Source organism: Streptomyces sp. NPDC046939 (assembly GCF_040644575.1).
Taxonomy (GTDB): Bacteria; Actinomycetota; Actinomycetes; order Streptomycetales; family Streptomycetaceae; genus Streptomyces.
On the sequence record NZ_JBEYWV010000027.1, the window covers coordinates 84,523 to 99,397 of the forward strand.

General features: G+C 69.3%; 14 protein-coding genes and 1 pseudogene. 9 read left to right on the forward strand and 6 right to left on the reverse strand.

From position 1 onward, the window contains the following. The first annotated feature begins 121 nt into the window (after positions 1 to 121). The 5 genes from ABZ877_RS27370 (at position 122) to ABZ877_RS27390 (ending at position 3,987) form a co-directional block, all read left to right on the forward strand. Positions 122 to 934: an ATP-binding cassette domain-containing protein gene (locus ABZ877_RS27370; protein WP_361075850.1), complete on the forward strand. Its 813-nt coding sequence runs from the start codon at positions 122 to 124 to the stop codon at positions 932 to 934. Then, positions 931 to 1,692 carry an ABC transporter permease gene (locus ABZ877_RS27375; protein WP_361075853.1) on the forward strand — a complete coding sequence of 254 codons (762 nt, stop codon included), beginning with the start codon at positions 931 to 933 and terminating at the stop codon, positions 1,690 to 1,692. Before ABZ877_RS27370 ends, ABZ877_RS27375 begins: the two co-directional genes overlap by 4 nt. 14 nt (positions 1,693 to 1,706) lie before the next feature. Next, positions 1,707 to 2,501 (forward strand): MerR family transcriptional regulator, encoded by a 795-nt coding sequence (locus tag ABZ877_RS27380; protein ID WP_361075856.1) that lies wholly within the window; start codon positions 1,707 to 1,709, stop codon positions 2,499 to 2,501. Between the two features lie 109 nt (positions 2,502 to 2,610). Further along, a complete protein-coding gene (locus ABZ877_RS27385; protein WP_361075859.1) occupies positions 2,611 to 3,249 on the forward strand; it encodes a restriction endonuclease in 639 nt (212 codons plus the stop codon). Between the two features lie 135 nt (positions 3,250 to 3,384). Next, complete coding sequence (locus ABZ877_RS27390; RefSeq protein ID WP_361075863.1) at positions 3,385 to 3,987, forward strand: hypothetical protein; 603 nt, start codon at positions 3,385 to 3,387, stop codon at positions 3,985 to 3,987. A gap of 66 nt (positions 3,988 to 4,053) precedes the next feature. On the opposite strand, the gene ABZ877_RS27395 is transcribed toward ABZ877_RS27390, so the two are convergent. Together ABZ877_RS27395 and ABZ877_RS27400 are read right to left on the reverse strand one after the other, a co-directional pair. Continuing rightward, positions 4,054 to 5,454, reverse strand: a complete 1,401-nt coding sequence (locus ABZ877_RS27395; RefSeq protein ID WP_361075866.1) for a VanZ family protein — start codon at positions 5,452 to 5,454, stop codon at positions 4,054 to 4,056. A 510-nt stretch (positions 5,455 to 5,964) separates the two neighbouring features. After that, on the reverse strand, positions 5,965 to 7,425 hold the full coding sequence (locus tag ABZ877_RS27400) for an aldehyde dehydrogenase family protein (protein ID WP_361075869.1): 1,461 nt from the start codon (positions 7,423 to 7,425) through the stop codon (positions 5,965 to 5,967). Between the two features lie 112 nt (positions 7,426 to 7,537). Between ABZ877_RS27400 and ABZ877_RS27405 the strand changes: the two genes are divergently transcribed. Continuing rightward, on the forward strand, positions 7,538 to 8,362 hold the full coding sequence (locus tag ABZ877_RS27405; protein ID WP_361075872.1) for a helix-turn-helix transcriptional regulator: 825 nt from the start codon (positions 7,538 to 7,540) through the stop codon (positions 8,360 to 8,362). Positions 8,363 to 9,046: 684 nt separating this feature from the next. On the opposite strand, the gene ABZ877_RS27410 is transcribed toward ABZ877_RS27405, so the two are convergent. The 3 genes and pseudogenes from ABZ877_RS27410 to ABZ877_RS27420 form a co-directional block, all read right to left on the reverse strand. Further along, positions 9,047 to 9,310: a UBP-type zinc finger domain-containing protein gene (locus ABZ877_RS27410; protein WP_361075982.1), complete on the reverse strand. Its 264-nt coding sequence runs from the start codon at positions 9,308 to 9,310 to the stop codon at positions 9,047 to 9,049. Positions 9,311 to 9,397: 87 nt separating this feature from the next. Then, positions 9,398 to 9,657 (reverse strand): annotated as a pseudogene (locus ABZ877_RS27415) (thioredoxin domain-containing protein); the annotation flags it as partial. 309 nt (positions 9,658 to 9,966) lie between these two features. Continuing rightward, positions 9,967 to 11,139 carry an acetate/propionate family kinase gene (locus tag ABZ877_RS27420; protein ID WP_361075875.1) on the reverse strand — a complete coding sequence of 391 codons (1,173 nt, stop codon included), beginning with the start codon at positions 11,137 to 11,139 and terminating at the stop codon, positions 9,967 to 9,969. A gap of 407 nt (positions 11,140 to 11,546) precedes the next feature. Here ABZ877_RS27420 and ABZ877_RS27425 point away from each other — a divergent pair, with 407 nt between their 5' ends. Both ABZ877_RS27425 and ABZ877_RS27430 read left to right on the forward strand, forming a co-directional pair. Then, on the forward strand, positions 11,547 to 12,116 hold the full coding sequence (locus ABZ877_RS27425; protein ID WP_361075878.1) for a carboxymuconolactone decarboxylase family protein: 570 nt from the start codon (positions 11,547 to 11,549) through the stop codon (positions 12,114 to 12,116). Positions 12,117 to 12,144: 28 nt separating this feature from the next. Further along, the gene (locus ABZ877_RS27430; protein WP_361075984.1) at positions 12,145 to 13,011 is read left to right on the forward strand and encodes an RNA polymerase sigma-70 factor; all 867 of its coding nucleotides are present in this window, start codon (positions 12,145 to 12,147) and stop codon (positions 13,009 to 13,011) included. Positions 13,012 to 13,403: 392 nt separating this feature from the next. Here ABZ877_RS27430 and ABZ877_RS27435 read toward each other — a convergent pair whose 3' ends face one another. Continuing rightward, positions 13,404 to 13,991 carry a CGNR zinc finger domain-containing protein gene (locus tag ABZ877_RS27435; protein ID WP_361075881.1) on the reverse strand — a complete coding sequence of 196 codons (588 nt, stop codon included), beginning with the start codon at positions 13,989 to 13,991 and terminating at the stop codon, positions 13,404 to 13,406. A gap of 110 nt (positions 13,992 to 14,101) precedes the next feature. On the opposite strand from ABZ877_RS27435, the gene ABZ877_RS27440 reads away from it, so the two are divergent. Next, the gene (locus ABZ877_RS27440; protein ID WP_361075884.1) at positions 14,102 to 14,740 is read left to right on the forward strand and encodes a LysE family translocator; all 639 of its coding nucleotides are present in this window, start codon (positions 14,102 to 14,104) and stop codon (positions 14,738 to 14,740) included. The last annotated feature ends 135 nt before the right edge of the window (positions 14,741 to 14,875 follow it).

Genomic DNA, 14,875 nt, shown 5'->3' on the forward strand with positions numbered 1-14,875 from the left:
CGGCGATCGGGAAGCCATGGTCGGACGGCCCTTGACCTTGACGCCGGGTCAACCCTCCATGCTCCTGACAGGAGCTTCCGCGCAGCCGCCCGGAACGGCTCCGCGAAGGAGGCAGATGACCATGACAGCCCGATCGGTCGCCGGTCCGGCGATCCATGTGCGAGGACTCCAGAAGTCGTACGGAAAGCTCGACGTCCTGCGCGGTGTGGACTTCGACGTGGCGCCGGGCAGCATCTTCGCCCTGCTCGGTTCCAACGGAGCGGGCAAGACCACGACCGTACGGATCCTCGCCACGCTCCTGAAAGCCGACGCGGGGACGGCGAACGTCCGAGGCTTCGACGTCACCACGCACCCCGCGAACGTGCGCGCATCCATCAGCCTCACCGGACAGTTCGCCGCTGTCGACGAGATCCTCAGCGGCCGGGAGAACCTCGCGCTCGTCGCCCGGCTGCGCCACGTCAAGGACCCCGGCGCCGTCGCGGACGAGTTGCTCAGGCGTTTCTCGCTGAGCGAGGCGGGCGCGCGGCGCGTGTCCACGTACTCGGGCGGGATGCGCCGACGGCTGGACATCGCGATGAGCCTCATCGGCGATTCGCCCGTGATCTTCCTGGACGAGCCGACGGCCGGTCTCGACCCCGAGGCGCGCATCGAGGTGTGGGACGCGGTCAGGGAACTCACCGGCCACGGCACGACGGTGCTGCTCACCACGCAGTACCTGGAGGAGGCCGAGCAACTCGCCGACCGGATCGCGATCCTCCACCAGGGCCGGATCATCGTGAACGGCACCCTCGCCGAGCTGAAGCGACTCTTCCCACCCGCCAAGGTGGAGTACGTGGAGAAGCAGCCGACCCTGGAGGGGATCTACCTCGCCGTCATCGGCAGCGGCGACAAGAGCGAGGCCACCAGCACGACGACAACCGGGGGACGAGGATGACCGCGTACTTCATCGACGAGACCGCCGCGCTCACCGGGCGGACGCTGCGCCATGTCACCCGCAGCATGGACACCATCATCACGACCGCGATCACGCCGGTCGCCATGATGCTGATGTTCGTCTACGTCTTCGGCGGCGCCATCGACACCGGCCCGGTCCCGTACGTGAACTACATGCTGCCCGGCATCCTGCTCATGACCATCGCCTCGGGCATCTCCTACACCGCGTACCGGCTGTTCACCGATGTGAAGAGCGGGATCTTCGAGCGGTTCCAGTCCATGCCGATCGCCCGCTCGGGCGTGCTGTGGGCGCACGTCGTCACCTCCCTGGTCGCCAACCTGATCGCGCTCGTGCTCGTCGTGGGCGTCGCCCTGCTCATGGGCTTCCGCTCCGGAGCGGGAGTGTCCGCATGGCTGGCGGTCGCGGGCATCCTGCTCCTGTTCACCCTGGCGCTGACCTGGCTCGCCGTGATCCCCGGACTCTCCGCGTCGTCGGTCGAGGGAGCGGGCGCGTTCGCCTACCCGCTCATCTTCCTGCCGTTCGTCAGTTCGGCGTTCGTGCCCACCGATACGATGCCCGGCCCGGTGCGCTGGTTCGCCGAACACCAGCCGGTGACGTCGATCGTCAACACCATCCGCGCCCTGTTCGCCGAGCGGCCGGTCGGCGACGACATCTGGACCGCCCTCGCCTGGTGCGCCGGCATCCTCGTCGTGGCGTACGGCTTCGCGATGGCCGCCTACCGCCGGAAGATCGCCTGAGGCAGGCTGGAACCATGCTCACCATCAGCCGGCTCGCGGCCCACGCCGGGGTGACGGTGCGGGCGGTACGCCACTACCACCGGATCGGGTTGCTGCCGGAGCCCGAGCGCGACCGGTCGGGATACCGGACCTACGACGCTGCCGCGGTCGTACGACTGATCCGGATCCGCACCCTCGCGGACGCCGGCGTGCCACTGGCCCGGGTGCAGGAACTCCTCGACGCGGGCCCGGAGGAGTTCGCCCGCAGCGTCCAGGAGATCGACAAGGCCCTGCGCACCGAGATCCGACGACTGCAGGACACACGTAGCCGCCTCGCCAGGCTTGCCGCCGGAGAGCATCTGGCGCTTCCGCAGAGCGTCGTGGACTACCTCGACCGGCTGCGCGGACTCGGCGTCGACGAGCGGTACATCGAGATGGAGCGGGACGCCTGGATCATGATCGCCGCCCAGGTGCCGCACTGGATCGACTCCGTGATCGCCAAGAAGCACGACGAGCTGGACGACCCCGACATGGTCCGGCTCTACGGCCTTCTCAGCGGGGCGCTCGACTGGCCGCCCGACGACCCGCGGATCAACGAGGTCGCCGACATCATGGAACGCTTGCTGGTGCGCGCGGTGCGGGCCGGCGAGGTGGGCGCCGACGACGGCATCGACGATCACTTCGTCGACCTGCTGGACTCCACCATGGTCGAGTCCTCGCCGCACGGCGCACGGCTGCTGGAGATCCTGGAGGAGCGCGGCTGGAAGGGCTGGACCCGCATCGAACAAGTGCCCGCCGAGAGACTGGACGCCGAGCAGCCGCCATCCTGAAGGCAGGCACAGCACGGGCACAGGGGGTGGGGGAGCGATGGCACGACGCCGGAGCGGGCGACCGCGGAAGCGGACACGTCAACGGACACATCAACGGACACGTCAACGGATGCTGTGGTGGGGCGTGGCGGCGACGGCGGCCGTCATGGTGTGGGCAGCCGCGAACTGGGCGAGCGTATGGCCGGTCTTGGTCGCGGTCCTGGTCGCGGCCGTCCTGGGCGGGGCCGGCTGGCGACTGTGGCGGGCGCACCGGCGTGCGGTCGGCGCGGACCGGAAGTGGCGCCAGGAGGAAGAAGCCCGGGCACGGGAGCTGACGATGGCCGAGGTCGACGGACTGTCTTGGCAGGAGTTCGAGACGTACGTCGCTGACCTGTGCCGGCGTGACGGCTGCACGCGGGTGGTCGTGAGTGGCAAGAGCGGCGACCTGGGCGCCGACGTCGTCGGCTACCTGGCCGACGGCCGCAAGCTGGTCGTGCAGTGCAAGAAGTACGCGCCGCAACGCAGCGTGTCCTCGCAGGACATGCAGAAATTCATCGGCACCGCCCGCCCCGAACACGGCGCCGACGTCGCCCTCTTCGTCACCACCTGCCGCACCTTCACCCGGGCCGCCCAGGGCCTGGCACTGCGCCAGAACATCGTGGCCCTCCACCGCGACCTGCTCGGAGCCTGGACCAAGGGCGCCCACCTGGAGACCCTGCTCCCCCTGAACGGCCGCGGCACGGGCACACCCCGCCGCACCCGAACCTGACCGGCGCAACGACGAATGCGTCCCCGAGCCGGCTCACTCAGTGACATCGTCTGACGCGTGACTCCCACATACGACGCCATAGCGGAGCAGCAATCGGACCTCTCACGCCTGCTGCTCCACCACATCCACGCCCCCTTGCCCAACGGCGCTTACATCCGGGGCGTTCTGCCCTCGCCACGCCCTGCCGCGGCGGTCCGGATCGTCACGGGCCCCAGAAACGTGAGCGCTTCGGACGACTTGATCGCCTGGGAAATCCCTCTGGACCCCGCCGCCACCAGCACCACCGCCGACGACGAATCCGAGGAACTGGTGGACCCGAACGACGTGCTCGGCATTGTGCGTGCCTTGAACACCGGCACGCAGATCTTCTCCAGCAGCCGTGTCGGTGCGGTGATGGGCATGACCCTCATCCAAGCGGATCCGGCGCAAGTACCCCCCGTCGAACCGGGAGGGAGCGACAACGCCTTCACCATCCTGCGCACCCTCACCTACCCCTGGACGGAAGAACAGCCGGACCCGCGGTTGCGCGGCTTCCTCCTTCAAAGCCCCGACCGGATGCGTCTGTATGTCGACCACGGGGGAGACACCGACGTGGTCGCCGCCGACGTACGACTGTCCGATGCCCCGACTGCCCTGCTCGCGGCGCTCCCCTCCCTGATCGAGGAGGTGGAACGCACCGTGCCAGGCGACACCAGCGACCCGCACTGTTCCCGCTTGCTCGACCTGACCGACTGGTGACCCGCGACTTGGCACCCACCCACTGGCATGGATTTCGTGCTGAGGTGACGGCTCGTAGCCGACAAGTCAACTTCTGAGCAGCTTGCCGCCACTGTCATATACCTGCCCTGTCAGAGCATTCACGCGATACGTCTCCACCGGTGCGGGCTCCGACGCCTCCTCACTCTTGCCGTTCGGGGACTCCATAACATTCACGAGCCAATGCGGCTCCCACTTGCCGTCCCGTTCGAACGCTTTGAGGGTGATGGCCTTGGTGGTGAATTCTGCGCCGATGGTTCCGTTGGCTCGGAGTTGCTCTGTAACCACCTCCGTGACAGCCTTTTCGGCCTGCCTCGACTCCAGCTTGGCGTCCCGTACCTCCGCACGCGTGGGCCCCAGGGTGACATCCACCTGAGACACGCGTCCCGCCCTGTCCACCTGAACATCCAGCGTCCTGGGCATGAGGATGTCGTTGTAAGTCCATCTCCAGCTCGTCATCCACCCGCGCTCGGCCTTCTCGCCCACCGGTGAGGTTTCCGTCGTGGAGGCCCCTGATACCCAGGGATATTTCGCTCGGGCGTACTGCTTCGCGACAGCAGAAGCCGCCTGCTCACTGGAGGGTGCTCTCGCCCCTTCGACCGGGTATCCCATGACACCGGGACGGTCGCTGTCCTCCACCTGCACGTTCAGGTGCTTCTTGTCCGGCCAGGACAGGCTGCCGGAGCCGAAGTCGTCCGTGTGCCCGGCCTCACGACTGTGCAGAATGAAGATGATGTTGGTGCATGGAGCGTCCACGCACGGCTGCTCATTCAGTTGCCCGATCTCGTAGCGATCTCCGAACGCCTCGGCCACGGCTGCCTCAACAGCCCGCTCCTGCTCCGAATTCGCGGCCCTGAGACTGCTGCCGTCGACGTTTGTGAAGTCGAGCATCGAGCGGGCGACACCCGAGATGAGAACAAGGAAGGCCACTGAGGAGATCAGAGTCCCCCTCGCGCCTGCCTGCCAGGCGAGCGGGCGGCGACGGTCGAGGAGAACAGCGACGACGGCCAAGCCGAGCAGACCGCCCAGAATGTTCATCTCGGCATCGGAGCTGTCACACACACGTCCCAGGCCGTTGACGGTGGCCTGTGTGATCTCGATGGCCAAGGGCAGCGCGATGACACCCAAGAGGACAGGCAGCGGCCTTCGAACGGCCAACAGCGCAAAGGCGCCGACGGGAACCATCATGGCGAGGTTCCATAACCCCTGCGTCGTATGGAAGGGCTCGCTGAACTGGTGGTTGAGAACGCATACGCCGCTCGCCCGTCCACCGCCCATGAAGGTGACGCCGAGCACGCCGGTGAGAGTGAAGGCGAGCCCGGACCACCACGGCCCACGAGGGTTTCCGCATTTATTGGCTACGGCCCATGCTGCGGCTGCGACCATGAGGCCGAGCACGACACAGGCGGCCAGATAGCCGACATGGTGTTGAAAGATGGCGGAGAACACGGCGCGGTTCCTTGCGTGGTCCAGGCGAGGCGAGCGAGGCGCCCGGCTGGGCCCCGCCTGACGAGACGGGAACTGCGCAATTTCGGTTTCAGCATTGCGAGGTGGCCATCCGGTACGGGTCGCCGCGGTAGCTGAGCACGCCTACGGTGCTGGCTCAGTAGACGCTGCTTCCCAGCGACCCACTCAGCTCGCGTACACCAACCCCGCACGTACAACGCGCTCTATGGACCGGCCCGACCTGCCCCCGCACCGCAGCACACTGGTCGCGATGGCGGCGCTGTGGGAAGCGGCGGAGGGTAGCTGGCGCCGGGAGTGCGGCGCATGCCCGCCGACTCGCGCCGCCTCCTGCTGGGGGCACTGGCCTGCCCGGTCCCATTGGTCCTGGCTGTTGTTCAGTGGTGCCAAGTTGGTTAAGCGACAACCCAGTTGGACGACGTCCCGGCAGCCAGTGTGCCGTCAGCGGGCCAAGGTGAGTCGTCCAAGCGGGCACCGGGTCAGGTCGGCGTCTGGTCAGTGAGTGGGCGACTGCGTGTGGTCCTGTTCCACGTACACCTTGAGCGCCTGGAACTCCTCGATCGCTCGCGGCCCGCACAGGTAGCCGTACCCGCTGCCCTTGACGCCGCCCTCCTCGAAGTCCTCGCTGATGGCTCCCCAGGTGTTGATCCACACGGTGCCGGTGCGGATGCGCCGGGCGACCCGGCGGGCCTTCATGGAGTCCCAGCTGAACACCGAGGCGGCCAGACCGTAGATGGTGGCGTTGGCCTTGGTCACGGCGTCGTCCTCGTCGTCGAAGATCTCGAAGGTCTGCACAGGGCCGAAGACTTCCTCCTGCACGATCCGGACGTCGGTGCGGTCCACCTCGATCAGGCTCGGCCGGTAGAACGCGCCGCCGGCCAGGGGACCGTCGGTGACGGCCCCGCCGCGCAGCAGCACCGTGCCGTAGGAGGCGGCCTCCTCGACGATCGCGTCCACGCGCTGGGCCGACGCCCGGTCGATCACCGGGCCGAGCTGGGCCTTCTCGTCGTCGCCCGAGCCGAGCCGCACCTGCGCGAGCGCGTCGGTGAGGCGCGTGCGCACCTGGTCGGCGATGTCCCGGTGGACCAGTACGCGGGAGCCGGTGCAGCAGAACTGACCGTTCATCAGCACCAGCGACTGCACCAGGGTCGGGATCACCATGTCGAGATCGGCGTCGGGGAAGACCACCATCGGCGCCTTGCCGCCCAGTTCCAGGCCGAGCCGCTTGAGGGTGGGGGCGGCCGCGGCCGCGATCTGGCGCCCGACCGGCGTACTGCCGGTGTAGTTGATCACGTCGACCTTGTCCGAGGAGACCAGGAACGGGGCCCCGGTGTTGCCGGACTCGGTGAAGACACTGACCACGCCCGCCGGAATCTCCGGGACCGAGGCCAGGACTTGGGCGAACAGCTCATTGGTCAGCGCCGTCTGGGCCGGGAGCTTGACCACGACCGTGCAGCCGGCGGCCAGCGCCGGGCCCAGTGCCCGTACGGTCAGCATGACGGGGGAGTTCCAGGGAGAGATGATCCCGACGACACCGAGCGGCTCGGGCACCGAGTGGGTGTACTGGCCGGGGCCCGTCTCGGCGGCGCGCCCGGCGGTCTGGGTGCGCGCGGACGCCGCCGCGTACCGCAACCACCCGACCGCACCGCTGACCTCCCACGTGGTCTCACCCAGCAGCTTGCCGTTCTCCCGGGACAGCATGGCCGCGACCTCGGGCACCCGGGCCTCCAGGGCGTCGGCCAGCCGGCTGAGCGCGGTCGCCCGGAGCGACGGGGTCCGCGCCCAGCCGGTGGTCGCGAACGCGGTGGCGGCGGCGTCCACGGCGGCCGAGGCCTCCGCCTCGCCACCGTCGTAGAACGAACCGACGACGGCGCCGTCGGCGGGGTTGATCGATTCCAGGACCGAGCCGGAGCCGGTCCACTGTCCGTTGATCCAGTGCTGCGCGATGGTGTTCATGACGTCGATCCTGTGACCGCCCGGAACGCGCGGGAAGGCACAGATCTTCGTCGTACAACCAGTACGACCTTCAGAGCCCCTGAGACGCCGGAAGGTGAGGGAACATGGGCACATGAACGAACTCGGACAAGTCCTGCGGGCGTGGCGTGAACGCCTGACCCCGGAGGCCGTCGGGATCCCGCACAACTCTCCCCGCCGCGTCGCGGGCCTGCGCCGCGGCGAGTTGGCGATGCTGGCCGGAATCTCCCCCGAGTACGTGGAACGCCTGGAACAGGGCCGCTCCCTCACCCCCTCCCCCCAGGTCTGCACGGCCCTCGCCCGCGTGCTCCAACTGTCCGACGACGAACAAGCGCACCTCATGCGCCTGGCCGGCCACGCCGGGGGACCGGACCGGATCCCTCTGCTGATCCCGGCGAACCTGCACCGGCTGATGGAGCAACTCGCCGTCAACCCCCTGGCCGTCTACAGCGCCGCCTGGCAGTTGCTGCACTGGAACCCGCTGTTCGCGGCGACCTTCGGCGACCCGACCTCCACCGACGACGACGGCCGCAACCTCGTCCTGTCCCAGTTCGGGACGGGGACCGGGCGCATGCGGCTGACCAAGGAGGAACGGGACGCGTTCGAGGGCTCGCTCGTCTCCGATCTACGGGCGACCACCAGCCGTTACCCGTCGGACCCCGCCCTGGCGGCGCTCGTCAGGAAGCTGCGTCGGCTCCCGCGCTTCCTGTCACTGTGGGCCCAGCCGACCGTGGGCGACCACCAGGGCGCGCGCAAGATCGTCGAGCATCCGCTGGTCGGCGAGATCGCCCTCGAGACCAGCGTCCTGACGATCCAGCCCGCGGACCTGCGCCTCGTCGTCTTCCTGCCCCGCCCCGACACGGACGCCCGCAGCAAACTGGACCTGGCGGCCACGGTGGGCCTCCAGCAGTGGGTCTGAGCACCGAGGACACGTCAACCGACGCAGGCTGCCGGCGCGGTGACTGACGCCATTTTACTCGCCGCCCCGGCGGACGACCTGGGCTCGGCCCTCGACGCACTCGTCGCCGACTGCCGTGGGGTCCTGCCGTCGTACGCGCGGACGACCTGCCCGCGGAACTGCGGGCCGGCGGCTTCACCGACGTGGAGGTGGTGCCCACGCCAGTCGGTCGCCTTGTCCTCGGCCGACGTGGGCAGACGGACTGATGGACTGACGGCAAGCGCGTCATGCACGCCAACGGGCGGACGGGCAGGGGAGTCAATCAGAAGGCATCCGGCCCGTGCGCCGCGCGATGGGAGGACACGAGTCCGCTGGCGACGGGCTGTTGTCCCTCGGAGCCCACGGTGGCAAGGTCTCGCCTCCTTCCCCGGTCCCCGGTCCCCGGTGCTCATGCACGAGGCGGATCGCCATGAGCGCGTGGCCGCCCCACCGGTACGGCGAGGATCTCGCCCGCCCGGCGCAAGACGCCGGTGTCGAACGCCGCCTGTCCTTCGAGGAGACCGAGTTCCCCGAGGAACCGACCGGGTCCATGCACGGCCACCCTCCGCTCGCCGGGCCCGCCCGATCGCCGACGACCTCGACGGTCCCGCTGAGGCTCACGAGGAACTCAGGGACCGGCTGCCCCTTAGTGCTCGGTCGAGTCCATCAGACTAGGGCCTCGTGGACGAAGCACCAGCGCCAGTCCTCTCCCGGCTCAAAGGACCGCACGACGGGGTGACCGTCGGCCCCCGCGTGCCGTCGGGCGTGCTTGTTGAAGGAGGAGTCGCAGCAGCCGACGTGTCCGCAGGTCAGGCAGAGACGCAGATGTACCCAGGGGGAACCCTCCTTGAGGCACTCCTCGCAGCCCTCGGGGGTGCGCGGGGTCACTGGGCGCACCATCGCCAGGTGGGGGTCGGGAATCGCGGCCATAGGGGTCCTCCTTCCGGAAACGGGCTGAGCGCCCGCCGTCCGTGGCGGTGTTCCGTCTCCACTCTCCCGCGGTGGTTCCCCGGTCTCCAGCGCCTTCTCGACCCACCAGCGCAGGGCGTGCGCGGGCGCCGCTCCGGCCTGCCGACCGACCTCGTCCCGCCCTTGTCCAAGACGAGGAGGGTCGGCACAGCCTGCACGTCGAAACGACGGCTGAGCCGCGGGTCCTTGTCGATGTCGACCTTGACGAGCTTGATCTGTCTAGGGAGGTCACGGGTGACCTGCTCGAGGGCGGGGCTGACCATGCGGCAGGGCCCGCACCACGTGGCCCAGAGGCCGACGACGACGGGCCGCCCGCCCACACGCTGCACGAGGCGCTCGCCCGGGAGACCGGAACACGGCCCGGGACGATCCGGGGGAGCGCCCCCTCCGGCTCCGTGCCCGACATCCCCGCCGCCACCCGCAAGCGCGGCGCGCCCTCGAAGTGCGCCTCCCCCCGAGCGGGTACGGCACGACCTTTCTCGATGAACTCGCCCTCTACGGCATCCTGGAGCCCGGCACGGACCACCGGGAACGGGAGACGTTCGTCCACGAGTGAATCGGGCGGCTCATCGACTACAACTCCCGGCACGATCTTCCGCGGATCCGGCTGACGCCCCTCACACCGTCCGAGCCAGAAGAGCCCGGGTCTCGAGGTCGATCTGCTGAGCCTCTCCGGTAGGGACGACCACGACGGGAATACGTGCGTCGGGCGCGCTGACGATCTCAGGCCGCTCCGCGACCACGGGCCGCAGACCTCCCGTGAGGCCGAGCACGGACAGCCGGGCGCACACCTCATCCCGTACCTCCGGCTGGTCCTCACCGATCTCACCGGTGAAGACGAGGGCGTCCAGACGGCTCAAGGACGCGGCCATCCCGGCGATACCGCGACGGCAATGATGGGTGAAGACATCGAGGGCGAGCGCGGCACGCTGGTCGCCCGCCGCCCGGCCGCGGACCAGGTCACGCGTGTCGCCCGACGTGCCGGAGAGGGCGAGGAGACCGGACTCGTGGTTCAGAGCGTCCTCGATCTCGTCCGCCGACACACCCCTCCGTCGCAGCAGCCAGGTCAGTGCTCCCGGGTCGACGCTGCCGCTGCGACGGCTCATCACCAGGCCCTCCAACGGTGTGAAGCCCATCGTCGTGTCGACACTGCGCCCCTCGCGCACGGCGCAGGCGGAGCAACCGCCGCCAAGGTGCACCATCACCATCTGCAAATGCTCCGGGCGGCGCCCGAGGAGTTCGGCAGTGCGGGCCAGCGCCCAGGCGTAGGACAGGCCATGGAAGCCGTAGCGGCGCAGTCCGTACGCCTCGCGCCAGCGGGCGGGCACGGCGTACTCCCGTGCGGCGTCCGGCAGACCGGAGTGGAACACCGTGTCGAAGCAAGCCACGTGCGGAACGTCGGGCAGCAGATCCCGGGCCGCGTCCACAACGCTCAACGCTTGCGGAACGTGCAAGGGCGCAAGCTCTGCCACCCGGTCCAGACGGGCCCGCTCTTCATCATCGATCAGGGCGTGACCTGCCGCCCCGGGACCGCCATGCACGATGCGGTGCCCCACGGCTACGGGAGCCGGCCCTTCCCTCAGCAATTGCCTCAACGATCCGGGTGCGCTGTCGCCGGGAGGAGAGTCGCTGTGATGTTCGCTCAGGACCTCACCGTCGTCCCCGAACACGGTCAGACGCAGACTCGACGACCCCGCGTCGGTCACCAGTACCGGGCCGGTTCCTGTTCGCACACCGATCCTCTCCCTCGTCCCGCGCCATGCCCCGAGTATCTCCCCGCACGACGGCATCCCGCGCGGGCGCGCCCAAGACTCAGGCCGCTCCCATGGACGGACAGAGCTGGATGGCCGGCGCTCATCGGGCACCGCTTCGCGGCTCCAGGCCGCAGGGGCACCAGGACGCTCGATGAGAGTGAGTACCGGGCCGCCGAGCGGCTCTGCGATGTCCGCCGCATCGCCCCGCGAGGGGAGCCCTGGTCGACGGCCGCGACCGACTCCTCGAGAGCTGCACTGACCAGCCCGAAACGGTCGGAGAACTACCGGTGCAACGTCATACGGCCGACACCGACAACATCCGCGACGTCCGCCGCCACGGCGGGCCACGTCCGTCGCCACGCACAAGCGGTTGTCACACTCGCCCGCCGGACGGTGTCTTCATGGCAACCAGGCCGCGAGGCCGCTGAAACAAGGAGAACACCATGACACCGCGTATCCCCAAGGCCGAGCTCCCCGCCGAGATGAAGAAGGCGCTGCTCGCGCAGTTCGGTTCGCTGCCCGAGCCCGTCGAGGTGGTCTTCAACAACCCGGCCGTGGCCACCTCCAACCTGGAGTTCTCGGCGAAGGCCGCCCAGTGGAACACGGTCGACGAAGGACTGAAGACGTTCGCGCACATGACGGTGGCGGCGCAGGTCGGATGCAGTTGGTGCCTGGACATCAACTACTTCGCCGCGCTGAACCAGAACCTGGACCTGAACAAGGCCAGCCAGGTCCCGAACTGGCGGGACTCCGAGGCGTTCACCCCACTGGAGCGGGAGGTCATGGAGTACGCCGAGGCGATGACGACCACCCCGCCGACCGTCACCGACGAGCTGTCGGCGAGCCTGCTCAAGCAGCTCGGCCCGGCGGGCTTGGTGGAACTGACCGTCTTCATCGGCTTCGCCAACCTCTCCACCCGGGTCAACACCGCACACGGCATCACCTCGCAGGGCTACTCCGAGGCCTGCCAACTCCCGCTCGTCAAGCGCCCCCAGACAACCGACGCAGTCTGACACGGTGACAGTTGTGACTCATGACGCTATGACCGACGACCCGTTCGTCCTCCACCGCAACCTGCTGTTCACGGTCGCCTACGAGATGCTCGGCTCGGCTGCCGACGCCGAGGACGTGCTCCAGGAGACCTGGCTGCGCTGGGCCGGCGTCGACCGCTCCGAGGTGCGCGAACCACGGGCCTACCTCGTGCGGGCCGTCACCCGGCAGTCCCTCAACCGGCTGCGCTCACTGTCCCGCAGCCGCGAGGACTACGTGGGGGAGTGGCTCCCGGAGCCGCTGCTGACCAGCCCCGACGTGGCGGAGGACGTCGAACTCGCGGAAAGCGTCTCCATCGCGATGCTGACCGTCCTGGAAACGCTCGCACCGACCGAACGCGCCGTGTTCGTACTCCGCGAGGTCTTCGACATGCCGTACGGGGAGATCGCCACGGCCGTCGGCAAGACAGCATCCGCGGTACGGCAGATCGCGCGGCGCGCCCGCGAGCACGTGGCGGCCCGCCGACCGCGCATGCAGGTCAGCCGCACCGAGCAACAGGCCGTCGTGGACCCTTTCCTGACCGCGATGCGCACCGGCAAACTGCAGGACCTGCTCGACGTCATGTCCCCCGACGTGGTCATGATCGCCGACGGAGGCGGGATCGTCGCGGCCGCGCTGGCACCGATCCGCGGCGCCACCGAAGTGGCGCCGGTGCTCGCCAGGGCGAAACAGCTCGTCGAGGCGCTCGACACGACACCCGTGTGGCTCAACGGCGCCCCCGCCGGCCGCATCGACTTCGACGGCGAGCCGGCCGCGGTGAGCCTGGAGATCGAGAACGCCCGCATCACACGCATCTACGTGGTACGCAACCCACACAAGCTGACACGCCTGGACGATCCGGCCCAACTGACGAGGTGACAGACACCACGAACGGTCCGGGCACCCATTCCCCCCGGACCGCCGCCCCTTGCTCGGACCGGCAGCACACCCGGCAGACCCTCCCGGGTGATCTCCAGCCCTAACCAATCCTCCGGTGCCTTCTCCAACCGCACAACCGACTCCACTGCCTCCACCTGAATTCCCCGACATAACGCCGAGCTTCGACCTCCCGCGCCTGAAGCTCTTCCGGAACGGTAGAAGAAGGCCGACCGCGGATTCCGAACACGCGGAGCAGTTCGACATGGGTGGTGGCTGACGAAACGCCTCGGCCTGTCCGTCGGGTCAGCCCGTCAGGCGTTCGGCAGGAGTCAGATCTTCCGGGAAGAGCGCATGCGGGAGACGCCGCTGGGTGAGGAGCGGCGCCCCCTCGCTCACCCGCCCCTGACCCGGCCCCCAGAACCGGACGCGCCCTCGGCGGCAGCCGCTCTGCGACTGCGGAACGCCGCGACGCGCGTCCGGTTCTGGCAGGTCACCGAGCAGAACCGGCGACGGCCGCCCGGCGACTGGTCGATGTAGACATCGGCACAGTGGCCGGCGGTGCAGATCCCGATACGCGTGAACCCGTGCTCGGCGAGGTACCGGCGCAGGGTGGTCGCCGCCGCCGCGAGCAGCGCCTGCCCGGCGTCGTCGACGCACCAGAGCGCGCGGAGCGCCCCGGCGTCGTCGCTCTCCACGACGGGGCGCACCCCGGCGGCGGACAGCAGGCCGGTCAGTTCCCGCGCGCACGTCCCGGCGTCCGGCGCGGCGAAGACGGGGTGCAGACGGTCCGCCGCGTCGGCGAGCGACTCAGGGGTCAGCGCGGCGCTCACGTGCTCGGGCAGGCCGAGGCCGGGCGCGACATCGGCGACCGGCAGGTGCGGGTCCTGCCCCCGGCCGTCCTCCTGGCGCGGCAACGTGCCCCAGCCGTTGACGAGCCGCGTCAGCGTCTCAAGGGGGATGTCCGTGAGAGTGAGTGCCATGCCCCATCGTAACGCGCTAAGGGTCGTCATCACGTTGCATCGGGCCACCCGAGTAGGTAACGTGATGAAAGCCATGCAAGCGTTACGTCGCTCAGGGCTCGGAGGTTGTCATGCTGGACCTCACTCTCCTGCCGGCCTACTTGGCGGCGGTTGCGGTCATCACCGTCGCTCCAGGGCCCGATGCCGCGTACATCGTGGCCGTGGCCCTGGAGCGCGGACCCCGGGCCGGTCTGGTCTCCGCCACCGGCATGGCCCTGGGCATGGTCGTGCACGTCACCGCAGCCGCACTCGGCCTCGCCGTCCTGCTGCGCTCGACCCCGGCCGCGCTGGTCCTCGTGGAACTGGCAGGCGGTCTCTATCTCGGCCGGCTGGCGGTGACCACGATCCGTTCGGCCCGCGAGGTGCCGGATGCCGCTCCCCGGACGCCGCCCGAGCACCAGGTGCTGCGCCGGGCCGTCCTGACAAATCTGCTCAATCCGAAGACCGTCCTGTTCTTCGCCGCGTTCCTCCCCCGCTTCACCAGCCCCGGCCACGGCCCGCTCTGGCTCCAGTTGCTCATCCTCGGACTGATCTTCCTGGTGATGGGGCTCCTCTGGGACAGCACCATCGGCCTGTGCGCGGGCCGACTCGGCCAGGGCCTGGTCCGGGGCCGCCGCACGGCCGTCACGGTGAACACGATCGCCGGAGTGACCTTCGCCGCCCTCGCGGCCTTTCTGCTCCAGGAGGCAGCGACCACCGCGATGGCGTGACGGGCCATCACTCGGGCCCCTTCCACAGCACGGCTTCCCACGGAAGGGACCGGCCGCGGCCGTCACAGCCGGTCGTGCCGCATCTGGCACATGGATCCGTAGCGGGGCTTCGAGCAGATCTACCCGTGGATCGCG